The following is a 24,442-nucleotide window of genomic DNA, read 5'->3' on the forward strand; positions in this document are numbered from 1 at the left end:
ATATTATGGCTTGGCAATCAAGAGGTTTAAGAGGAAGTGCACTTGAAGAGTTAATAAATCTAACGAACGAAAAATATAGAGAGCATGGGTTAGCTCTCATTCAAAAGATTCCAACCCCAATAAAGCCAATAAAATTAGATCAAGAAAAAGGACATATTTCTTTAGCATATTTTGAAAAAAGAAGCACTGTTGACTATATTGGAGTAGTTCAAGGAATACCTATTTGTTTTGAAGCAAAAGAAACAACAAAAAATGAATTGCCCTTACAAAACATTCATCAACATCAACTCGATTTTATGTCAGATTTTGAGAAACAAGAAGGAATTGCTTTTTTAATTGTTTTTTTTGCACTTCATAATGAATATTATTATTTACCTTATTGCCAGTTGAATGAATTTTTTGAACAAGTTAAAATGGGAAGCAAAAAATCCATTCCCTATGAAGCGTTTCAAAAACAATATAAAATCGAAACAAAATCGGGTTACTATCTACACTATTTAGAGCCGCTTGGGGCCTTTCTAAACGATAAAGGTAAATAAAATACCCCTATTATGATAAAAATTGTTTGCAAAAGCAAGCATTAAACTATATAATCTTAATAGGTCTAAAGAAAATGGGAAGAATATACAAATGACACCTAATTCTTGAGAGGTATTTTATGAAAAAAATAATGATGATTTTAGTTTCAATTGTTTTACTAGTAGGTTCGTATACTTTTTGTGCAGGTAGTTCAAAAGGCATACCAATTACTATGTACCTAAATGGAAGCTTTATATCAACCGATGTACTACCATTTAAATCTAACGGAACGACTTATGTTCCAATCAAACCACTTACTGATGCTCTTGGAATCACTGAAGTGATGTTTGAAAAAGAAGATAATAGCGTTACAATTGTTGATAGTAATAAAACAATTAAGCTTTTTATTGATCAAAGCATTGTCTGGGTAAATGAAAGAGAATATTATATTAACGCTAGGCCTACAATTGTAAACAATCGAGCTATGGTTCCACTGGAGTTTATTGCTGAAAACTTCGGTTGTAAAATTTCTTGGGACAAGCTAACAGGCTCAATTAATATAACAAAAGAAGGTTTGCAGATTGCTAAAAACACATCAAAAGACAGCTATACCCCTGATGATGTGCTTTGGTTGTCAAGGATTGTTCATGTTGAGGCCAAAGGTACGGAATATGAATGTAAGCTTGCGGTTGCGAATGTAGTGCTGAATAGAAAAAACAGTGGTGTTTTTCCAAATACAATTTATGGAGTGATTTTTCACCCGGGTCAATTTCCACCGGCTCATAAAAGTGGATTTTCTAGCCTAATACCATATGAGGGTTCCATTATTGCAGCAAAAGATGCTTTAAATGGAAAAAACAATATTTCTAGAAGTTTGTATTTTAACAATAGACCGTTTGGTTCAAAATCAAACGATCTTTACAAGATTATTGATGGCGAATATTTTTATTATTAGAATTTTATTTGTGGAGGAAGAACAATGGAATTAAGAGAAGTGCTTAGCGTGTTAGATATTTTTGCTTTAGTTTTTTTTATAATCTTATGTATTCTTGCAATGATTAAACCCAAAAAGGCATTTGAGCTTCTTAGAAACAAAAAGAAGAAAGATATCATACCTGATCCTAAGGTATATAATAAAGTAAGACTATATGCAGCTATTTTTTTATTATTAGCGGGCATTGGACTTGCCGAATTATTTATATAAACCACAATTAGACTTGTATTATGATTAGCTAGCTTGATAAGAGCTAGCTTTTTATGATTAACTAGTTGCATAAAAAATTAGTTGACATTCAAAAATGTATCGAATATAATAAAAATTAGTTTAGTGAATTAGCAAATTAGTAATGCGATACTTTAACGTGGTAAAATTACAGGAGGAAATAACATGATTGACCGTTTGCTGCATACACCAGATGGAGTAAGAGATATACATTTGGTTGAAGCTTCAAGAAAAAACGAACTACAAAATAGGATACTTAGCATATTTCATTCATATGGATTTAAAGATGTTCAAACACCTACCTTTGAATATATAGATATTTTTAGCAAAGAAAGAGGTACGATTGATACGAAAATGATGTACAAATTCTTTGATAGAGATGGAAATATATTGGCATTACGACCTGATATTACTCCATCAATTGCTCGGTTTGTAGCATCAACCTTCGAGGACGATGGCTTACCAAAAAGAATTTGCTATCTTGGAAATACTTTTAGAAATAACGAAAGTTATCAAGGTAAGTTAAGAGAATTTACACAAGCTGGTGTAGAATTTATTGGTGTAGATAGTGCTGATGCAGACGCAGAAATCATTGCTGTTGTTGTAAACAGTTTGCTTGCATCAGGGCTTGAAGAATTTCAAATTGATATAGGATTGGCTAGTTTTTTCAAAGGGTTAGTTGAGGAAGCTGGTTTAGATGCTTCCTATGAGGAAGAGCTTCGAAGATTAATTGATGAAAAGAACTATATCGCTACAGAAGAGCTTCTCCAAAGCTTGCATTTAGATCAAGAACATAAAAGTACTTTATTGGATTTGCCTAAGCTATTTGGATCTATAGATGTACTCGTCCAAGCAAGAAAAATGACTGAAAATAAAAGAGCATTGGATGCTCTTGATAGATTAGAGAAAATTTATGAGATTCTTTCGGATTATGGAATAGAAAATTATATTTCTATTGATCTAGGGATGGTAAGTCAAATTAATTATTACACAGGTATTGTTTTTAGAGGATATACCTATGGAACAGGCGTTGCAATTGCTGATGGAGGACGATATGACTCTTTAATTGGACAATTTGGTCATGATGAGCCAGCTGTTGGTTTTGCTATTATTATTGATGAATTAATGGCTGCATTAGAGAGCCAAGAAATAATATTGCCTACAGAGGAAATTAATACACTCTTAATTTATAATTCACTTTCCAGAAAAATTGCGATTGGAATAGCTGAAAGCATGAGATATCAAGAAATGAATATTGAAATTGGACTATTAGAGGAAACTATAGAAAAGAATATTGAATATGGTAAGAAGCATGAGATAGGTGGCATTATGAATTTTATTTCAGAAGAAGAGGTAGAATTGATTAATTTGAAAACCAATGAGAGATCAGTAATATTAGTATCAGAGTTATTTGAAGATCACCAGGAAGAAGAACATCAGCATGAGCACGAGTATGAGAAGGATGGTGAAGCTTAATGAGATATTTAACAATAGCATTGGCTAAGGGAAGACTTGCAAAAAAAGCAATGTCTATGCTTGAAGAAATCGGTATAACCTGTGATGAAATGAAAGAAGATTCCAGAAGACTGATCTTCACAAATGAGGAGCTTAAATTAAAGTTTTTCCTTGCTAAGGCGAATGATGTTCCAACTTATGTAGAGTATGGGTCTGCAGACATTGGAATAGTAGGGAAAGATACTATTTTAGAAGAAAAAAGGAATTTATATGAAGTAGTTGATTTGGGTTTTGGAAAGTGCAATATGGTAGTTGCTGGTCCAAAGGCGATGGAAGAAAAGCTGAAATATAGCAATACAATAAGGGTTGCTACTAAATACCCTAATATTGCAAAGGATTACTTTTATAATAAAAAAAATCAAAAGGTTGATATTATAAAACTCAATGGGTCTATAGAACTAGCACCATTGGTTGGTCTATCAGAAGTAATCGTAGACATTGTGGAAACGGGATCAACACTTAAGGAAAATGGTTTGGTAATATTAGATACTATTTGTTCATTATCAGCTAGAATGGTAGTAAATAGAGTTAGTATGAAAATGGAAGGTGAACGTATTAATAAAATAGTTGAGGGTCTGAGAAATTTAAAATAATCCTCAAGGAGGTATGCACATGAAAATATTTAATTTTAAAGATGGACAAAGAATTGATATTAAAAAAATGTTAATTGAACGTGCTCCAATGAGCTATGGTAGGTATGAGGAGCAAGTTGCTAAAATAATTGAAGAGATTAAGATAAATGGTGATAGTGCGGTTATTGAATTTAGCAAACAATTTGATGGCGTATCCTTAGAAATGAATACAATAAAAGTAACAAAAGAGGATATTGATTTTGCATATTCACAAGTAGAACCTACTATAATAGAAGTTATTAAAAGAGCCAAGTTTCGTATAGAGGCATTTCATAACAAACAAAAAACCTATAGTTGGTTTGATACCAGCGAAAAAGGAGCGATTCTTGGTCAAAAGGTTACCCCTATTGAAAGTGTTGGAGTTTATGTTCCTGGTGGTAAGGCTGTGTATCCTTCCTCGGTACTCATGAATGTATTACCTGCAATCGTTGCAGGAGTTGAGAAAATAGTAATGGTTACACCCCCTTCAAAGGAATTAGAAGGACGTATTAATCCGCTAACCTTAGTTGCAGCTGATCTATGTGGTATTCATGAAATATACAAGGTAGGTGGAGCACAGGCAATTGCTGCCCTTGCCTTTGGTACACAGATAATACCTAAGGTAGATAAAATTGTTGGACCAGGAAACATATTTGTTGCTTTGGCCAAAAAAGCTGTTTATGGGCATGCCAGTATTGATTCTATAGCAGGACCAAGTGAGGTGTTGGTAATTGCTGATGCCTCAGCAAATGCAAAATTTGTTGCAGCAGATTTATTATCTCAAGCAGAACATGACGAGCTTGCTTCTGCTGTCCTGGTAACTACTGATGAAGCACTGGCTTATGAAGTAGAAAAAGAAATTATAAGACAAACAGGGTATTTATCTAGACATGAAATTATAAAGGCTTCCTTAGATAAATTTGGTGCAATCATTATTGTTGATTCATTGCAGGAAGCAGTTGATATCTGCAATGATATTGCGCCAGAACATTTGGAATTATGTGTAAAGGAACCATTTTCTGTGATGCCAATGATTAAAAATGCTGGAGCAATCTTTTTGGGAGATTATAGTCCAGAACCATTGGGTGACTATATGGCGGGACCTAACCATGTACTACCTACGAATGGTACTGCAAAGTTCTTTTCACCACTTAATGTTGATGATTTTGTCAAGAAATCTAGCATCATATCATTTGATGAAGATGCATTAGCATTATTAAAAGATGATATCATTACCTTTGCTAATGCAGAATTTTTAACGGCACATGCCAATTCTATAAAAGTGAGGTTTGAAGATGATAAATAATTATTTGAGAAAAGATTTGTTAGATTTTAAAAATTACCATGTTCCGACCCTTGATTATAAAATAAAACTTGATGCAAATGAAAACCCATTTTTTCACAGTGAGAATGTAATGGCTAAAGCAATAGAATGGCTTCAAGAAAAGGACAATTTAACTAGATATCCTGATAATAATCAAAATAGTCTGCGTGAAAAGATTGGTACTACCTTTGGAGTTACAAAAGACAATGTAATTTGTGGTGTAGGTTCTGATCAAATTATTGAGTATATTCTTAAGGTTTTCATTGATCCTGGCGATACAATATTGGTTCCGAGTCCTTCCTTTAGTATGTATCAATTATCAAATACTCTAAACCATGGGAAAACCGTTGAATATGAACTTGAGGATGATTTTTCATATAATATTGAGAAAATAATTGATTTGTATCAGATACATAATCCTAAAGTGATTTTTATCTGTTCTCCAAACAATCCGACGGGTACAATTATTTCCAAAGCAAAACTCAAACAATTATTAGAGGTTGTAAAATGTCCAGTTGTAATAGATGAAGCTTATGGAGAATTTATTGATGATGGAATGATTTCTGAAATAAATTATCATAAGCAAATTGTAATACTAAAAACATTTTCAAAAGCATTTGGATTGGCGGGCTTAAGAGTTGGCTATGGAATAGGATCCACATCAATGATTGATGCGATTAGTATTGCAAAAGCCCCTTACAATTTATCGAGTTTTTCCGCTGCTATGGCAGAAATGGTTTTAACTGATATCGAATATTATAAAGAAAATATTAAGTTAATAAAAGAAAATAGAGATTATTTGTTTGAAAATCTAAAAAAAGTACCAGTAATCGATGAAGTATATCCGTCTGAAGGCAACTTTATATTAATTAAAGTAAAAGATACGGGTGTTGCAAACCATTTGCAGCATTTTAGAATTTTAGTAAGAGGATATGGGAATAGTGGTAGGCTAGCAAACTGTATTCGTCTTACGATTGGAAATAAAGAAGAGAATGAAATGCTTTTGAAAAGATTGAATGAATTTTACAAATTATTTTAACCGAATGGAATTAGTCCCCCACTTGAGGGAACTAATTCCAACATCGGAGGGGGTTCAATCACCCACCGATGTGCAAGCGAAGCTTGCATTCGGTTACGAAACTGTAGCGAATGCGGAGGTTTTGTAACATTGATAGTCAATTAGTAGTATTGGAGGTATTATGATGTTAAGAAAAACGAGTATCAAAAGAGAAACGAAAGAAACAACAATCGAAATGGACTTTAATCTAGATGGAAGTGGCCTATATAGCATTGATTCCGGTGTTGGATTTTTCGACCATATGATGAACCATATTGCGAAACATGGATTCTTTGATTTAGATCTAAGATGTAAGGGTGATTTATATATTGATTGTCATCATACAATTGAGGACATCGGTATTGTTTTTGGTAAATGTATTCAAGAAACGATTGGAAATAAGGAAGGTATCAAAAGATATGGATCAGCCATCATACCAATGGATGAAACCCTTGTACTATGTGCTCTTGACTTATCAGGGCGTCCATTTTTGAACTTTGATGTAGAGTTTTCTGCAATGAAGCTAGGAGATATGGATACAGAAATGATTGAAGAGTTTTTTAGAGCGGTTGCTGTGAATGGAGGAATGAATTTACATATTAAATTATTAAATGGTAAAAATAATCATCACATCGCAGAAGGTATCTTTAAAGCATTTGCGAATGCGTTAGATACGGCTACCATGATAGATCAGAGAATAGTAGGAACAAGATCAACGAAAGGCATGCTGGAATAATAAGGAGATTAAAATGAGCATAGGTATTATAGATTATGGAATGGGTAACCTCAAGAGTGTTTCTAACGCTTTAAAATTCATTGGATATAATTCGTTTATTTCTTCCGATATCAAAGAGCTTGCAAAGGCAGAAAAATTAATTTTACCTGGTGTTGGTGCCTTTAAAGATGCGGTTGCACTTATTAGGGAAAAGAACATTGAAGCCTTCATACACAAAATACACCAGGAAGAAGTTCCTTTGCTAGGTATTTGTTTAGGTATGCAGCTCTTATTTGATTCTTCTAACGAATTTGGGAAGCATGAAGGATTGTCATTACTTAAGGGAGAGATCGTTAAATTAGATGTTGATTTAAAAATCCCTCATATGGGATGGAATAAGCTAGAAATAAAAAAAGAAGCACCTTTATTTGTAGGTTTACCGGAAAATAGTTATGTCTACTTCGTTCATTCATATCATTTGCAAACAGCTGAGGACATTGTTTCTGCAACTACTTATTATGGAAAAGAGATTCAAATTGCTGCACAAGAAAAAAACACTTTTGCACTTCAATTTCATCCTGAAAAAAGTGGAGATGTAGGACTTCAAATTTTGAAAAATTTTGCTAGCCTATTATAGAGGAGTGATATTATGTTCTGTAAAAGAATTATACCTTGTTTAGATGTAGATAAAGGAAGAGTGGTTAAAGGAGTTCAATTTGTTGATCTTATCGATGCGGGTGATCCAGTTGAGGTCGCAAAGGCTTATAATAAAAGTTTAGCTGATGAAATTGTATTTCTGGATATCACAGCATCTCATGAAGCAAGAGAAACAATTATTGATGTCGTGAGAAAGACTGCAGCAGAGATATTTATTCCACTTACTGTAGGTGGGGGAATTAGAACAACAGAAGATTTTAGAAATATATTGCTTGCGGGTGCAGATAAGGTAGCTGTTAACTCAGCGGCCATAGGAAGGCCAGAACTCATTAATGAAGCAGCTGAGAAGTTTGGCAGCCAATGTGTTGTAGTGGCGATGGACGCAAAAAGAAATAATGAAAGAGGAAGCTGGGATATCTATATTAATGGAGGGCGAGTCAATACGAATATTGATGCTATTCAATGGGCAATTGAGGTTGAACAAAGAGGAGCAGGTGAAATATTATTAACCAGTATGGATTGCGATGGTACCAAGGCAGGCTACGATGTAGAGCTAACGAGAATAATTAGTGAGAGCGTTCATATTCCTGTGATTGCTTCAGGAGGAGCAGGAAATATGGAGCACTTTGCTACAGTATTAACGGAAGGCAAAGCTGATGCTGCTTTAGCAGCAAGCCTATTTCACTTTAAAGAGATTGAAATAGTTGAATTAAAGGAGTACTTGAACCAACATAACGTGCCAGTTAGATTATAAGATTTTAATGAACCTTAAAGGAGAAATAATAAAATGAAATTTTCAGACTTAAAGCTTAATGAACAAGGACTTGTGACGGTGGTAACTCAAGATCATTATAATGGTCAAGTTTTAATGGTTGCTTATATGAATGAGGAAGCCTTTAACAAGACAATTGTAACTAAAAAAGCTCATTATTATAGTAGAAGCAGAAATTCGCTATGGCTGAAGGGGGAGACCTCAGGGCATTTTCAACATGTAAAAGAACTTTATATAGATTGTGACAATGATACGTTATTAATGAAGGTTGCTCAAGAAGGCGTTGCTTGTCATACTGGCAAATCTAGCTGTTTTTATAGATTATTAGATTTTGAAACTTGTGAAATCAAAGAGATAGATGATTTCAAAGCAACTGATATTTTAAAAGGTATTTATAATGTAATACTAGACAGACAGCAAAACCCAAAAGAGGGTTCTTATACGAATTATTTATTCGATAAAGGGATCGATAAGATTCTAAAAAAGGTTGGAGAGGAAACAGCAGAAGTAATCATTGGTGCTAAAAACGCTGGTAAGGAAGAAATCGTATATGAAATATCTGATTTATTATATCATTTATCAGTATTAATAGTAGAAAAAGGTGCAACATGGGAAGACATATTCCAAGAATTAGAAGGTAGACGATAAGATTTCTGTTTGGGAATGAAAAATGAGTGAATAATAATGTAAAACACTGGAAAAATTAGATCTCAGATTACAATATTCTAAAATAATCCTTGTTGAAAAATGTAAGAACTAGTGGTAATATAGTATTATCAGTTTTCAAAAGGAGTGAAATATACGTGAAAAAAATTAGTTCTAAAATTGTATTTTTTACGATATTTATTGTATTAATATTATCATTCGTTTTACAAGGCACTTTTTTGATAAGTCAATATTCATTGAACAAGTTTATTAGTGGTCAGAATCGAACGTTATTAGAAGATTCTTTTAATAGACTCATACAGTCAGAAGTAGAAACGGCTGTTAGTAGTATTAAGAGTATGCATGAACATGGAACTGCGAATGGTCTATCAGAAGAGGTAATTAAAGCCAATATTGTAGAATACGTTAGAAATTTTAGATATGCGGAAACGGGTTACTTTTGGATTGATGATGAGCTGGGTAATAATGTTTTATTACCACCAAAACCTGAGGTCGAAGGAACGAATCGATATGAAGCTGTTGATGAACATGGTAATTTCTTTATTAAGGATATTATCAATGCAGGACTAAATGGCGGTGGGTTTTCTGAGTACTATTTTCCAAAGCCAAATGAAGAAGAAGCTAAAAAGAAAATATCTTACTCCTTAGCATATAAACCATTTAGCTGGGTAATTGGGACCGGTAATTATGTCGATGATATTGACCTTGTTGTTCAGAAGCAAGGGGAATTAGTAACGAAGAAGATTAATACTTCAATAATGCTATCCATTGCAATTACAGGTGTATTGATAATTGTATTTTTAATATTAGCATTTTTATATGGTAAGAAAATATCTAAACCAATCGTTGAACTAAATAAAACTATTAAGCAAGCTGCAGGAGGCGATCTTACAGTTCAAGTAAACATTCATTCTAATGATGAAGTTGGAGAGTTATCTACGTCATTTAATATTATGATTGCCAATTTGCAAGATATTACAATGGACATTGCAAAATTAAGTAGCAGTTTATCTCAAGGGTTTATTAAAATTGAAGGTACTGCTGATGATGTTGCGAAAGGTTCAGAAGAAATTGCAAAAACCATTCAAGATCTTGCAGAAGGTGTTTCGAATCAAGCAATGGCTACAGGTGTTGTTGACAAAAGTATTTCTAGTATTGTTGAGAATCTAAAGGTTATGAACTATAATATGGATGAAGCCCAAAAACAAGCGGTTATCTCCATTGATGCAATTAACAAAGGAAAAGAAACAATAGAAATACAAAAAACCAAGATGTTAATTAACAAACAAGCAAGCGGTAAGGTGTCAGATGCCATTACTACTCTTGCGAGTGTAGCTAACGAAATTGGTAATATAGTTGATGCAATCGATTCAATTTCACATCAAACCAATTTACTAGCTTTAAATGCTGCTATTGAAGCAGCTCGTGCAGGTGAACTAGGGAAAGGTTTCGCAGTTGTTGCAGATGAGATTCGAAAATTAGCAGAACAAACAATGTCATCTACCAAAAAGATTAGTGAAATAATACATGAGGTTACCAATTCTGTTGATGTAGCTGTTTTAGAGATTGGACATGTTGGTAAATCAGTAATTGATCAAGAAAGTGCACTTCATGATAGCGTAATGAGCTTTGAAAATATTTCAAGTGCGGTAACTGTAATTATTGAAAAGGTAGATGCTTCAGCAGATAAAGCAAATATTGTAAATCAAGATGCAAATAGTGCATCTAAGGAAATGAACAATATTGCCAGTATAGCAGAAACGTCTGCGGCAAGTACACAAGAGGTTGCTGCGACAACGCAAGAACAAACTGCTCAAATAGGACAAGTTAATCAATACATCAAAGACATTTCAGACCTTGTAATTAACTTAAGCAATAGTACAAAGAAATTTAAAATTTAGTCAGTACATTCGTACTTTAAAGGAAATGAAATGGGTTGTATTAACCTTTTCATTTCCTTTTTGTTTACACAAATCCTAATTCTGCATATAGATATTCATATTGAATTCATAAATTTTTCATGTTAGTATTATTATATATTTTTGATTGTTGAGGTTTGAAATATTTCATTCAATATATGGAACTTTTTTGATTTGATATTCGTCAAAAATAACATCAAATCATTGCAAAGGAAGGGGAACAATTATGAAAAAAAGAATCATTAGTATGGCTTTAATTGTAACACTTATATTTACAGTTCTAGGAGTAGGACCATTTTCTGCAAACAACAATGTTGTAAAAGCAGAAGAATATAGAAATGGTTTTTCTCTTAAGCCTCAATTACAGGATGTTACAGGGATAGATACAAAAACTACTTTTTTGTTTAAATCTGTTGCAGATGAATCCCTTAAGTCACTTCAGGAAGGATTGAAAGTTTATCCAGAAGTGAAATTTACGATTGCGAAAAAGGAAGAAGGGTATTTCATTATTCCATCCTCGGAGCTTGAAACCAATAAACTATATACTTTTACCTACAAAGATGCTACATGGACTTTTCAAACAATGGCTACGTTTCGTATCTTAGGAACACTTCCAAATAACGAAGCTATTAGAGTGCCATTAGCATCAGGAATCGAATTGTATTTTAGTCACTCAAGTGCACAAGTGAAAGATTATTTTGAAATCCAACCTAGTGTACAAGGCGTCTTTGAGGAGCATGGAAGTACTGTGGTTTTTGTTCCAAAAGGTCTTAAAGAAAAAACATTGTATACGGTAACACTCAAATCGGGACTATCTTTAACAAGTTCAAATCAGAAACTTACTGAGGATTATTCTTTTACCTTTGAGACTGCATCCAAAGAGGATGAAGCTTACAAGGAGCCAAAGGGGTATTTTAATTTTAATAGTATCATGAGCGAATATGCGTTAAATGAAGCGCCTAAAATACCAATGAGCTATTATATTGATGGTGATTTTCTTGATACAAAAATCAAGACAACTCTATATGCATATCCATCAATAGACAACTTTATGGATGCAATTATTGATTATAATGAATTGCCTCATTGGTCAATGTACTCTTTAGAAAATAATAAAGTAAAAACCGATGGATTAAGTAAGTCAATTTCATTTGAGCAGCCAGTAGTTCAAAATCAAAACAATCAACAATTTCTAAATATACCAGAGAAGCTACCTGCAGGTTATTATTTGGTTGATAGTACATGGGAGGACCTACACTTCCAAACATTGATTCAGGTTACAAATCTAAGCTATTACTATTCTGACGCATCCAACAAGGGTATATTATGGATTAATGATCTTGCAACCGGTAAATCTGTACAAGGTGCTGTAGTTACTCAAAAGGGTTCCGAGAAAAAATATACAAGCAATGTAAATGGTGTTGTTGAATTGCCAACAAGTGAAGCAGAAGCAGGGTTAACCTTATATAAAATGGGATATGGAAATCAAAGTGCCTTAGTAATGAATTATCCATATAATACATATTACTGGAATGATAGTCTAAGCCAATATTGGAAATATCTACAAACAGATAGAAACCTATATCAACCAGATGATAAGGTAATGGTATGGGGCTTTTTGCAAAATAGATATGAAGATGAAGATCTGAAAGAAGTAACGATTGAGGTAAATTCAAGTAATTGGAGAATGTACGATATGTGGGGTAGATATGGTAATGATATACCCTATACATCAAAAAAGGTTGCAGTAAAGAATGGCTTTTATGAAGGAGATATAGAGCTTCCAAATCTAGAACCAGGCAATTATCAAATAGAGGTTAAGCTAAAGGACAAAGTTGTTTCGAGTACTTATCTTCAAGTAGAAAAATATATTAAGCCAGAATATAAGATAGAAGCCAATCCAGACAAAAAGGCGGTATTTGTTGGTGATAGTGTTCATTTCATAACCAAAACTAGCTTTTTTGAAGGTACACCTGTTGCTAAGCTAAATGTGAACTATAATATTTCAGGATTAGATTATAAAACAGGTGAAATGAAAACAGATACCAAAGGATTAAGCAAGATTGCTTATACACCACAATATAAAGAAGAATATCAAGGCATGAACTATATTTATTTTAATGCTTATGCCAGCTTGCCTGAATCTGGACAGATAGATACGTCCAGTGCGCTAAAGGTGTTTATGAATGACATCAACGTGAAGTTTACAACAACATTAGATAAGGATCAAGGTACAATAAATGCCGAAGTAAACAAAATTGTATTAGATAAACTGAATGATAATATTGAAGACAATGATGAAGAATTTTTGGGTGATGCCATTTCAGCACATTTAATAAAGGGTACTGTTTATAAGAATGAGTGGAAGAAAAAAGAAATTGGAGAATACTATGATTTTATTAACAAGGTAGTTGTAAAACAATATGATTATTATACAGAGAAAGTTAAAGTGCAGGATATTACTTTAGTGACGGACAAAGTAGGAAAAGCCGTAGCAAAAGTCACCTTACCAAGTAAGGAGAATAGTTATTATACGGTTGAACTTAAAACCAATGATTTATCAGGTAAAAAGATGACCTTCGAGCAATATTATGGAGAGCATTGGATGTATAGTCCTAGTTACGAGAGATATATCTTGAAATCTGAAAAAGCAACCTTTGATCTAGGAGATACAATTGACGTTCAATTTATGAACAATGATAAGGCTTTGCCAGCTGGAAATTTCTTATATATTACAGCTCAAAATGGTATTAAAAAATATGAGGTGAAGCAGACATCAAAGTATACTACAACATTTGATGAGACCTTTATTCCTAATGCTGATCTTATAGGGGTATATTTTAACGGGAAAACATATATTCAAGGTGAACACTTTTCACCTAGATTAGATCTTGAGAAAAACCGTATATCTTTTACAGCAGAAACAGATAAAGATTCCTATAAACCAGGTGAAATTTGCACAGTTAAATTAAAAGCCACTATTTTCTCTAAGGCTTTAAATAAAGAAGTTGGAGCAAAGGGAGTTACTATAAATATTAGTATTGTTGATGAAGCTTTATTCCAATTAAGTGATCAAAGTATTGACACACTTGAAAGCTTATATGAATGGGTGCCAAATGGAATTAAAAATTCATATTCCTCACATAAGAATGATGGTTATAATATGATTATGCCTATGATGTATGGTAGAGGAGGCTTAGAACTGGAATCAGCACAAGCAATGCCAACAACTGCAAATAGTTCTAAAGATGCTAAAGATGAAGCGCAAGTGGGAGCTGTGAGATCCGAGTTTAAAGATACCGCTTATTTTACGTCGATTCATCTTGACGAAAATGGTGTAGGTACTTTCTCATACAAGCTACCAGATAATGTTACTTCCTGGCGGATGACTTTTGCAGGTATATCTGAAACCTTAAAGGCAGGAACGAATGTAGAAGAAGTCATTGTTACGATGCCATATTTTATCAATACCTCACTGAGTTCAATTTATTTAGAAGGAGATAAACCTTTTGTTGGTATAACAGCTTATGGTAGTAATTTAAAGAACGGAGAAAAAATTACTTATGAGGTAAGCTGTAAAGAAAATGGTTATAAGTCAACGGTAAAGGGAACTGCCTTTGAAAGATCTAACGTCCCGCTATTTGATATGAAGGAAGGCGATTATAATCTTATTATTAAAGCAACTTCTGCATCAGGTTATACAGATGCGATTGAAAAGCAAATCAAGGTTGTGAAAACTTATCATGAAAAAGAAGTAGCCGATTTTTATCAATTAACAGATGGATTTAAGTTAACAACAACAAATGAGGGTATGACACGTTTAACTTTTGTTGATAAAGGAAAAGGACAATTTATACCTTCACTTTATTCCTTAGCATATAGTGGAGGAAAACGTGTAGATCAAAAGTATATAGGTTTATTAGCTAGAAACATTCTGTTAGAAACATTTGGTGAAGAAATATTGTTCAAGGAAGAAGTAGCACTTTCAGATTATCAAATGGAAGATGGGGGCTTTGGGATTTTACCATATGCCGCAAGTGATTTAGAAACAACTGTTAAATTATTACCTGTTATTAAGTCATTGATAAATGATAAAGCAGTAACATCCTATCTATACAATGCGTTGAACGATAAAAAAAATACCAATAGCAGAAAAGCAATAGCATTGTATGGGTTAGCTGTTATGAATGAACCTGTAGTAATTGAATTAGAAAAGCTAGAAAAGAATACAAACCTTAATTTAAAAGACTATATTTATTTAAGCTTAACTTATGCTGCTCTTGGTGATCACTTTAAAGCAAATGAAATATATTCTAAACATATCGTAACAAATATTGAAAAATATGATCAAGTTGCTAGAATAAAAACAGGTAAAACAGAAGATGAATATTTAGAATACACTGCACTTACAATGTTAATCGCATCTGCTTTAGATCTTGAAGAAAAGCAATTATTTTTTGATTATGTGAAGAGTCAGAATTCCAAGGAAGTGTTGGTGAATTCCGAGATTTTAACGTTTATAAAAAATGAAATTGGTAAAGTGAAAGAATCAAAACTTTCTGTTACCTATTCCTATGATGGGAAATCTTATACGAAGAAGGTCGAAGATGGCTGGCCAGTAACAATTACACTACCTTCAAGTAAGTTAAAGGATTTTAAAGTAACTAAGGTAGAAGGTAGCGCTGGGTTGGTTGCAATCTACAATGCGAAGCTTTCAAAAACAACCACCAATGATAACAATATGAAAGCCAGTAGAACGTATTATAATTACTATACGAAGGCTTCTTCAAAAGAATTTGCACAATCAGATATTGTTAAAGTGCAAATTGATTGGAGTATTGCAAAGTCTGCAATTGATGATACGTATATTGTAACAGATTACCTTCCATCAGGTCTGAGACCAATAGAAAATGTTTGGGATATGGGATTGAAGACTGGCGATGATTATTGGTATAGGGATATTGATGGACAAAAAGTAACTTTCTATATTAGTAAGAATTATGATAAATATGAATCATTGTATTATTATGCTAGAGTAGTAACACCAGGAAATTACAAAGCAGAAGGTGTTGTAGTTCAAGGAGTAAATGTTAAGGATAGTATTTATATTGGTGTAATGGACAATATTAAAGTAAAAGAGTAATGAAGGAAGGCCCACTAGTTGGAAATAGCTAGTGGGTCAAATTTATTTACAAATTATGAAAAGCAGCAGATAGGTCACAATAGAATCATTGGTTCTTCTTGGCCGTTTTTCTTTTTATGTAGGCAAAGTTCTGCATATGTATTGATGATTGTCTGCGTATCGTATATAATTGTGTAATGATCAACAAATTTGGAGGTATAATATGGAACTTAATGACAGTGAGTTATTACGGAATGACAATTTATTACATGCATTAATGAATACCATACAAACCAACTTTGCGAACAATAATGTTGAAATATTATTTTGGGATATTAAATCAAATCTTATTAATAACATAAATGAAAGTAATAGAATATTTAGAATTAGTCTAACTGATAAGAGCTGTGATCTTACAGAATTGATCAATCATTATATTCATGAAAATGATAAATTAAAGGTATTAAATACCTTTGCCGAATTGAAAAGAGGCATAGAAAAAACAGCAATTCTTTTTAGGGTATTAGATGATAAGAACAATACGCTTCATATTAGAATAACTTTTGAAAAAGTTATCAATCAATTAGGAAATATGATTGGAATTCTTATCTTATCTTCTGATTGTACCAACGAACTGAAGGAAAAAAAAGAGTTTCAATATAGAAGATTAAAAAATGAACTTATATATAACATGGGTATGATGAATTTAGTTGATGTACCTGAAATAATAAATGTTTTTTTGGAAAATGCATTGATTATCTCTGAAAGTCTAGTAGGTTATATGTACCATTATAATAAAGCTACAAATGAATTCGAATTTTTTGAATGCTCTAATCGTTTTATTCAAAAAGAAGAAGAGGCAATTAAGAATAATAAAATTCCGTTTAATAGCAACGAAATATTAGATGAGATTATTAGAGATAGGCAAATAATGATTGCCAATAATGAAAGCGAAATGACTTTTAGGGTGAAATCCCTAAATAGATATATGGTTATTCCAATATTAGTAAAAGATATCGTTGTTGGGATACTTATTTTAGGTAACAAGGAAGACTATTATACGAACAATGATGCAAGATCTATCAAGTCTCTAATGGATGAAGTATATAGAGTTATTTTGCTTAAGGAAAATGAAATGATTGCTTCGATAAATCGGGAAAAGTTTCAATTGACCTTTGAGAAAGCTCCAGTTGGTATATGCTTTTTAACGCTCACAGGAAATTATATTAATGTGAATAATAAGTTTTGCAGAATTTTAGGTTATTCAGAAGAAGAAGCAATTCATATGAATTTTTTTGATATTACATATGAAGAAGATGTCAAGGAAAACAAAAGATTATTTAATTTGCTTATCAAGGATAAGATACGTGATTTTTCTTATGAGAAAAGATATATTAAAAAAGGTGGAGCAGTTATTTGGGTTAAAGTAACGGCAACTAAAGTACACGAAGCAATTTCACAGGAAATATATATTATTTCTGTAGTGGAAGAAATAACGGAAAGCAAGATCAACCAACAACGATTGAAATTAAGTGAAGCAAAGCTACGAGAGGCTGAAAAAATTTCCAAATCAGGCTATTTTGAGTATAATGTCAAGACAAATAGTGATTATTTTTCAGATGGATATTTGAGGTTATTTAGAAAAGATAAAATCGTTGTCAATGGTAAGTTTGTTGCTAAAAAAAATAGTGCATGGAGTTTTGAAGCCTTTGTTGAAAAACTAATCAAGGAAATCAAATTAAAAAATAAAAGGAAAACCTTTCATATCGATAATGAATTTATTACAATAGATGGACAAGTTCAATACTTGGAATTTACCATTTTACCTGAATACAATAATGCTGAGCTTTTATTGATTAGAGGCTTCATCAAGGATATTACAGCTGAAAAATTGGTTGAAGAAAAACTCAAGGAAAACGAAGTGCTTTATCAGACTGTAATCGAAAATCTACCTTACAAATTTATCGTAAAGGATGTTAATTTAAATTATATTATTTCTAATTCAATGCTTGCAAATTCACTTAAGGTTTCAAAGGAGGAACTGACAGGTAAAAACGATTTTGATTTTTATCCTCCAGAGTTAGCAAGGCAATATAGAGAAGATGATCTCAGAATTTTAACCTCAAAAAAATCGGAAGATTGGGATCAAAAATACATCTATGATGGTAAGGTGTATTGGGAAAACATCATTAAAAGTGCAGTAATTGATGAAAATGACAATATTATAGCTGTGGTTGCTATGATTAAAGATATAACAGACAGAAAAGCAATAGATATTGAACTAGAAAATTACAGAAACAAGCTAGAAGAGTTAGTAGAAGAAAAAGCGAAAGAAATCACTCGGATTGAAGAAGAGGTCAAATTGTTTTTTAGCACTACCTTAGATATGCTCTGTATTGCAGATTTTGAAGGGCATTTTACAAAAATTAGTAATATATGGTCTAAAACATTAGGGTGGACAGATGAAGAGTTGTTTTCAAAAGCAATTATAAATATTATCCATCCAGAAGATGTAAGTAAAACAATCCTAGTTTTCAAAGAACTAAAAAACGGAAAAGATATTGTTAATTTTAATACAAGAGTATTGTGTAAGGATGGTTCATTTAAGTGGATTGACTGGAATCTAACATCAATAGTAGAACGTAAAATCATTATTGCGGCTGCAAGGGATATCACCAAACGAAAAGAAATCGAGTTAGCGCTAATTGATGCAAAACATAAGGCAGAACTTGCATACGAAGCAAAGAGCGAGTTCCTTGCAAACATTAGTCATGAAATAAGAACACCACTTAATTCAGTAATAGGGTATGCGGAACTATTGGAGAGTCACTTAGAAGATTCAGGGTTAATTAGCTACGTGAAAGGTATAAACACATCAGGAAGAATACTTCTTAGTTTGATCAATGATATATTGGATTTATCTAAATTAGAAGCAAGTAAAATGACTTTTAAATACGATTGGGTAGATATTAGGGAGTTTATTGCAAATATTGAAAAGGTATTCACTTATAGTGCCTATGATAAAAAAATAGAGTTTAATACTGAGGTTGAATCATCCTTGCCAAATTACTTTTATATTGATGAAATTCGAATAAGACAAGTTTTAATAAATTTAATTGGGAATGGTATTAAATTTACCCATCAAGGTTATGTATTGCTAAAAGTAGAATTACTCAAAGTTTTTGATGTAAACAATTTGGTATTTACTGTACAAGATACAGGTATAGGTATTGTGGAAGATGAACTTGATACAATTTTTGATGCGTTTACCCAACAAAAATCTTTAGATCGCATTAAATATGGAGGAACTGGTCTAGGACTTACAATATGCAAAAAGTTAATCAATAGCATGGACGGAGAAATTACTGTAAAAAGCAAAGTAAATGAAGGAACTACCTTTCAAGTAGTAATCAGAAACATTACTTATAAAAATTCTAATATTAATCATGAAAGCTATGTAAATGAAAAAGAATTATTGATGGAGTTAAATAAAAATGATGAATTAAAAGCAATGCTCATTAGTCAATTAAAGAAGTCTAAAACTGCCCTAAAAATGTCTTTACTTAACCAAATGGCAAGTCAACTCATCGTTTATGGAGTCGGAAATAAAAATTCGTATATTGAAGCTTTGGGAAAAGAACTGACATCAGCAATTAATGAAGTCAATCTTGAGAAATGTAATATTATTGTAAATGAATTAAAGGGTATATTATTAAAGGGAGGGGAAAGCCATGAATAATCCTTATAAAATTGTAGTTCTTGATGACAACAACCAGAATTTGAAATTAATTTCCGATGTTTTAGAAGATGGAGGATATGATGTATCCTTGTGCCTTACGAGCTATCAATTGCTTGATTACTTGGAGGAAGAACTGCCAGACATTATCATTTTGGATGTAATGGTGCCAGATATGAATGGCTTTGAAGTATGTAAAAAAATTAAAGAAATTGAAAAGTTGAAGGATATCCCAATCATATTTTTATCTGCAAAAACGGAAACAGTTGACATCGTATATGGCCTGGAAATCGGAGGCGTTGACTATGTAACTAAGCCATTTCGACCTATTGAATTAATAGCACGTATTAAAACTCATCTTGAAATAAAAACAATAAGAGATGAGCTTAAGGAAAAGAATGAGGAACTGATTGCTTTAAATGAACAACTTGAAGAATATGCAATCAAAGACACTTTAACAAAGCTCTATAATAGAAGAATGATTTTAGCAAAATTTGATGAAGAAATGTCAAGGTGTAAGAGAAATTCAGAAATTTTCTCTATTATACTTCTAGATATTGACCATTTCAAAGATATAAATGATAATTATGGACACAATTTTGGTGATGAAGTATTAAAAGTATTTGCCAATCTGCTTACATCTTCAAAAAGACTACAGGATTTGGTTGCTAGATGGGGTGGAGAAGAATTTTTAATTATATTACCAAGTACTGATAAAAAGGGTGCAATTATAGTAGCTGAACGTATAAGGCAACAGATATCTGGACATGAATATCAGGCAAGCAATGGTATGATTCATATTACTGCAACTTTTGGAGTTGCAGAATTTAATAAAGAAGATAGCGCTGAAAAGATCATAAAAAAAGCAGATTTTGCTTTATATTATGGCAAAAATAACGGACGAAATCAAATCAATGCATATGATGAAATAAATAATGAATAGGAATAGATTATGAAAAAAATATTTTTAAATGTGAACAATCAATTAAGATCAGGTTGGAAAATCAGCTTAGTTCTTACTACGCAAATTACTATGATTTCTGTTATATATGTAATATTAACCTTTATGCTTGGGGATGCCCCTATTTTTTTAATCATGGGTATTTTACAATCGATTATAAATATAACTATTGTATTATTTATGTGGAAGGTATTTGATAAAAAACCTTATTCTTTTATAGGAATTACTTCGATAAAAGAAGGCTATAAACAATTAATAATTGGAATGTTTATGGGGATTATTTCAATATCTTTTGTATTCGTAATATTACTAATGATGGGTGATATTAAACTTGAAAACAGTCTGATTGAACCTAATATTAACCCTTCAATCGTGTACTACTTCGTATTATTTATATTTGTAGGCATCAGTGAAGAGCTTTTTTCAAGAGGTTATTGTATGACTGTTTTGAAGCAAACAAATAAGAGATGGATTGTATTGCTCTTACCAGCATTTGTTTTTTCGGTTTTACATATAAACAATCCTAACATTGAATTTATAGGGCTTTTGAATATATTTTTAATTGGGCTGCTTTTTGCATATATGTTTATTCGAACATGTTCTATTTGGATGCCAATTGGATATCACATTACCTGGAATTTTTTTCAAGGAAACGTTTATGGTTTTGAAGTGAGTGGATTGGAAGTTGAAAGTATTTATAATGGTAAATTAGTAACAAGTAATTTGTTGAATGGAGGTTTATTTGGACCTGAAGGAGGATTGCTTGTTACGGGAATTATTATATTAGGATTTATTAGCGTATATATTATAACCGGTGGAGGAAGAAAGAGTGAATTTTTTTATTGATCAAATGAAAGTATCAGATTGGAATCAAGCCAGTAATATTTACCTAGAAGGAATCCAAACAGGAAATGCAACCTTTCAAAATGAAGTTCCAACTTGGGAAGAGTGGGATAGAGACCATTTAATAGAATGTAGATTTGTAGCAAGATGTGACGACAACATACTTGGTTGGGTTGCTCTAAGTTCAATTAGCAACAGACCTGTTTTTAGAGGTGTGGCTGAAGATAGTATCTATATTAAAAATGAGTATAAAGGTATAGGCGTAGCTTCTGCTTTAATGCAACATATGATTATGCAATCAGAATTGCTTGGATTTTGGACTTTAGAGGCGAAAATTTTCCCTGAAAATATTGAAAGTATAAATTTACATCAAAAATTTGGGTTTAAGTCGGTAGGGATTAGAGAAAAGATAGGTCAATCCGTGCTTGGAGTTTGGAGAGATATTGTTGTTCTTGAACGTAGAAGTGAGGTAGTTGGACGATAGGGATAAAAGTTTGAAATAAGACATGAAATGATTGTCTAAAGTATAACAATATGATATAATAAATTTTATGTATGCAAAGAATTAGACGAGAAAATCGGCTGCAAAGATCAAGCCCCTTTGTTAAGAATCTGCCGCTTTTCAAATTACCTTATGTTAATCATTGTTTTCAACTAGAAAAGTGGTTATTCTGGTTTAGCTAATTTTCTTATACCATTTACATAGGAGGTATTTGTTTGAAAATACAAGAGGTAATAGAATATATAGATGCAGAAATATTAGTTGGTGAAGAGCATCTTAATGAGGAAATTGAATATGGTTGGAGCTGTGATTTAATGAGTGACGTATTGGCCTTCGTTAAGAATAATGTCATTTTATTAACTGGATTAATACATCCTCAAGTAATCAGAACAGCAGAAATGTTAGATATTAAAGCAATTGCATTTGTGAGAGGGAAGATGCCAGGAGAAGAGATTTTGCGGATGGCAAAATCAAGAGATATGGTTGTTCTCGCCACAAAGCATTCATTATTTACAGTTAGCGGGATATTATATGAAAAAGGGCTAATAGGAGAGGATTGCACACGATGAAATTACACTTTGAAGTAGACGGTGGTGAATTTACTTCGGCAGGTGGTGCGTCAAGTAAATTAAAAAAAACCTTAAGACAATTAGGAATATTACCAGATGTAATTAGAAAAGTATCAATCGCTATGTATGAAGCAGAAATAAATATGGTAATTCATGCAAATGGTGGTGTTGTTGATATAGAGATTACGCCTGAAAGAATTTTTATAGTGCTTCAAGATCATGGACCAGGTATTGATGATGTGGAGTTGGCAATGCAAGTGGGGTATTCAACCGCATCAAGAGAAGCACGAGAAATGGGCTTTGGAGCAGGGATGGGATTACCCAATATTAAAAAGAACAGTGATCACTTAAACATTACTTCTGTAATTGGCGAAGGAACAAGGGTTGAGATTGCTGTTATGTTAGGATAGGAGAACAAAAATGTCGACTATTTTTCACTCAGTAACACTAAATGAAGACAAATGTATTGGATGTACGGATTGTATAAAGAGATGTCCAACGGAAGCAATCAGAGTTAGAAATTCTAAGGCTGTTATTACAGACGAAAGATGTATTGATTGTGGGATGTGCATACGAGTATGTAGAAACAATGCAAAAAAAGCTACTACCGATTCTATCGAAAAGATACATATGTTTGAATATAAGGTTGCAATTCCAGCACCCACATTATATACACAATTTAAAAATATAGTCAATCCAAATGTTGTATTAACTGGTTTAAAACAAATTGGTTTTGATGAAGTATTTGAAGTGGCAAAGGCTGCAGAGATTATAACTGAATATACCAAAAAACTTCTTCAAAATGATATGATTAAAAAACCCATAATATCTTCTGCCTGTCCAGCAATAGTTAAGTTAATTCAAATGAGATTTCCTTCTTTGATTCCCAATATTATGCCGGTTATCTCTCCAAAGGAAGCTATGGCAAGATATGCAAAAAACTATTTAATTGGTCAAGGAATGAAAGAAGAATCAATTGGTGTATTTTTTATTTCACCATGTGCTGCAAAGGTTACGAATAGTAGAATGCCTGAAACCATTCACAAGTCTTATGTAGATGGAGTTATTTCCTTAAAAGAAGTCTATATAAAACTCATTCCAGAACTGAAAAAAATGGGTGAGCCCGAAGCATTGTTAATGAGCTCAATGGAGGGTATTGGGTGGGCCGGTATTGGTGGAGAAGGAAAGGCAACAATGATTGAAAACCATATTGCAGTTGATGGTATTGAAAATGTAATAAAAGTACTTGAAAGAATTGAAGATGGTAAACTTGATGTAGATTTTCTAGAATGCTTAGCATGTGTCAATGGTTGCTTAGGGGGACCTCTAACAGTAGAAGATTCTTTTGTAGCAAACAATAGAATGGATAAGGTGAAAAAATACATCAAAGAAGGTGCAGAAAAGAGACCAATCCATATTTATGACGACAGTGTAAAGCTTTCATGGGATTTACCATTAAAAACGAAACAGGTTCATAAGCTAGATGAAAATATGAATAGGGCTTTAGAAAAAATCGAAAGACTTGAGATGATTTATGAGACCCTGCCACAGATTGATTGTGGTTCATGTGGTGCTCCAACATGTAGAGCATTGGCTGAAGATATCGTTAGGGATATTGCGAATATTGAAGATTGTGTGTTTATGCTTAGAATGAAAGTTAGAAGCATGGCTGAGGATATGTTAACCTTAGCGCAGAAAATGCCGCCGTCAATCAGTAGAAAACAATTATAAA

Annotated in this window: 20 protein-coding genes; all 20 read left to right on the forward strand. The window is 32.5% G+C overall.

What is annotated here, in order from left to right; all coding sequences use genetic code 11:
- Positions 1-2: 2 nt before the first annotated feature.
- The 20 genes from CVU84_03575 (at position 3) to CVU84_03670 (ending at position 24,441) form a co-directional block, all read left to right on the forward strand.
- Positions 3-539, forward strand: a complete 537-nt coding sequence (locus CVU84_03575) for a Holliday junction resolvase RecU (GenBank protein ID PKM96120.1) — start codon at positions 3-5, stop codon at positions 537-539.
- A 119-nt stretch (positions 540-658) separates the two neighbouring features.
- A complete protein-coding gene (locus tag CVU84_03580; GenBank protein ID PKM95894.1) occupies positions 659-1,474 on the forward strand; it encodes a copper amine oxidase in 816 nt (271 codons plus the stop codon).
- Between the two features lie 24 nt (positions 1,475-1,498).
- Entirely contained in the window at positions 1,499-1,723 is a 225-nt protein-coding gene (locus CVU84_03585; protein PKM95895.1) for a hypothetical protein, read from the forward strand.
- A 183-nt stretch (positions 1,724-1,906) separates the two neighbouring features.
- Positions 1,907-3,217 (forward strand): ATP phosphoribosyltransferase regulatory subunit, encoded by a 1,311-nt coding sequence (gene hisZ, locus CVU84_03590; protein ID PKM95896.1) that lies wholly within the window; start codon positions 1,907-1,909, stop codon positions 3,215-3,217.
- Positions 3,217-3,849 carry an ATP phosphoribosyltransferase gene (locus CVU84_03595; GenBank protein ID PKM95897.1) on the forward strand — a complete coding sequence of 211 codons (633 nt, stop codon included), beginning with the start codon at positions 3,217-3,219 and terminating at the stop codon, positions 3,847-3,849. The genes hisZ and CVU84_03595 overlap by 1 nt, the downstream gene beginning before the upstream one ends.
- A gap of 19 nt (positions 3,850-3,868) precedes the next feature.
- Complete coding sequence (gene hisD / locus CVU84_03600; GenBank protein PKM95898.1) at positions 3,869-5,173, forward strand: histidinol dehydrogenase; 1,305 nt, start codon at positions 3,869-3,871, stop codon at positions 5,171-5,173.
- The gene (gene hisC, locus CVU84_03605) at positions 5,163-6,230 is read left to right on the forward strand and encodes a histidinol-phosphate transaminase (protein ID PKM95899.1); all 1,068 of its coding nucleotides are present in this window, start codon (positions 5,163-5,165) and stop codon (positions 6,228-6,230) included. Before hisD ends, hisC begins: the two co-directional genes overlap by 11 nt.
- Before the next feature lie 163 nt (positions 6,231-6,393).
- Positions 6,394-6,984, forward strand: coding sequence for an imidazoleglycerol-phosphate dehydratase HisB (locus tag CVU84_03610; GenBank protein PKM95900.1), 591 nt, complete (start codon positions 6,394-6,396; stop codon positions 6,982-6,984).
- Positions 6,985-6,997: 13 nt separating this feature from the next.
- Positions 6,998-7,600 (forward strand): imidazole glycerol phosphate synthase subunit HisH, encoded by a 603-nt coding sequence (gene hisH, locus CVU84_03615; protein ID PKM95901.1) that lies wholly within the window; start codon positions 6,998-7,000, stop codon positions 7,598-7,600.
- Positions 7,601-7,612: 12 nt separating this feature from the next.
- Positions 7,613-8,374: an imidazole glycerol phosphate synthase subunit HisF gene (locus CVU84_03620; protein PKM95902.1), complete on the forward strand. Its 762-nt coding sequence runs from the start codon at positions 7,613-7,615 to the stop codon at positions 8,372-8,374.
- Positions 8,375-8,407: 33 nt separating this feature from the next.
- Complete coding sequence (locus CVU84_03625; GenBank protein ID PKM95903.1) at positions 8,408-9,040, forward strand: bifunctional phosphoribosyl-AMP cyclohydrolase/phosphoribosyl-ATP diphosphatase; 633 nt, start codon at positions 8,408-8,410, stop codon at positions 9,038-9,040.
- Between the two features lie 89 nt (positions 9,041-9,129).
- Positions 9,130-10,959 (forward strand): hypothetical protein, encoded by a 1,830-nt coding sequence (locus CVU84_03630; GenBank protein PKM95904.1) that lies wholly within the window; start codon positions 9,130-9,132, stop codon positions 10,957-10,959.
- A 244-nt stretch (positions 10,960-11,203) separates the two neighbouring features.
- Positions 11,204-16,120 (forward strand): alpha-2-macroglobulin, encoded by a 4,917-nt coding sequence (locus tag CVU84_03635; GenBank protein PKM95905.1) that lies wholly within the window; start codon positions 11,204-11,206, stop codon positions 16,118-16,120.
- 202 nt (positions 16,121-16,322) lie between these two features.
- A complete protein-coding gene (locus tag CVU84_03640) occupies positions 16,323-19,838 on the forward strand; it encodes a hypothetical protein (GenBank protein PKM95906.1) in 3,516 nt (1,171 codons plus the stop codon).
- Positions 19,831-20,778: a diguanylate cyclase response regulator gene (locus tag CVU84_03645; GenBank protein PKM95907.1), complete on the forward strand. Its 948-nt coding sequence runs from the start codon at positions 19,831-19,833 to the stop codon at positions 20,776-20,778. Before CVU84_03640 ends, CVU84_03645 begins: the two co-directional genes overlap by 8 nt.
- Before the next feature lie 9 nt (positions 20,779-20,787).
- A complete protein-coding gene (locus CVU84_03650) occupies positions 20,788-21,642 on the forward strand; it encodes a CPBP family intramembrane metalloprotease domain-containing protein (GenBank protein PKM95908.1) in 855 nt (284 codons plus the stop codon).
- Positions 21,626-22,123, forward strand: coding sequence for an N-acetyltransferase (locus CVU84_03655; GenBank protein ID PKM95909.1), 498 nt, complete (start codon positions 21,626-21,628; stop codon positions 22,121-22,123). The genes CVU84_03650 and CVU84_03655 overlap by 17 nt, the downstream gene beginning before the upstream one ends.
- 233 nt (positions 22,124-22,356) lie before the next feature.
- Positions 22,357-22,710 (forward strand): hypothetical protein, encoded by a 354-nt coding sequence (locus tag CVU84_03660; protein ID PKM95910.1) that lies wholly within the window; start codon positions 22,357-22,359, stop codon positions 22,708-22,710.
- Complete coding sequence (locus CVU84_03665) at positions 22,707-23,120, forward strand: anti-sigma regulatory factor (GenBank protein PKM95911.1); 414 nt, start codon at positions 22,707-22,709, stop codon at positions 23,118-23,120. The genes CVU84_03660 and CVU84_03665 overlap by 4 nt, the downstream gene beginning before the upstream one ends.
- 10 nt (positions 23,121-23,130) lie before the next feature.
- Positions 23,131-24,441 carry a ferredoxin gene (locus CVU84_03670; protein ID PKM95912.1) on the forward strand — a complete coding sequence of 437 codons (1,311 nt, stop codon included), beginning with the start codon at positions 23,131-23,133 and terminating at the stop codon, positions 24,439-24,441.
- Position 24,442: the final 1 nt, after the last annotated feature.

The sequence above is a fragment of the Firmicutes bacterium HGW-Firmicutes-1 genome, assembly GCA_002841625.1.
Lineage (GTDB): Bacteria > Bacillota > Clostridia > Lachnospirales > Vallitaleaceae > HGW-1.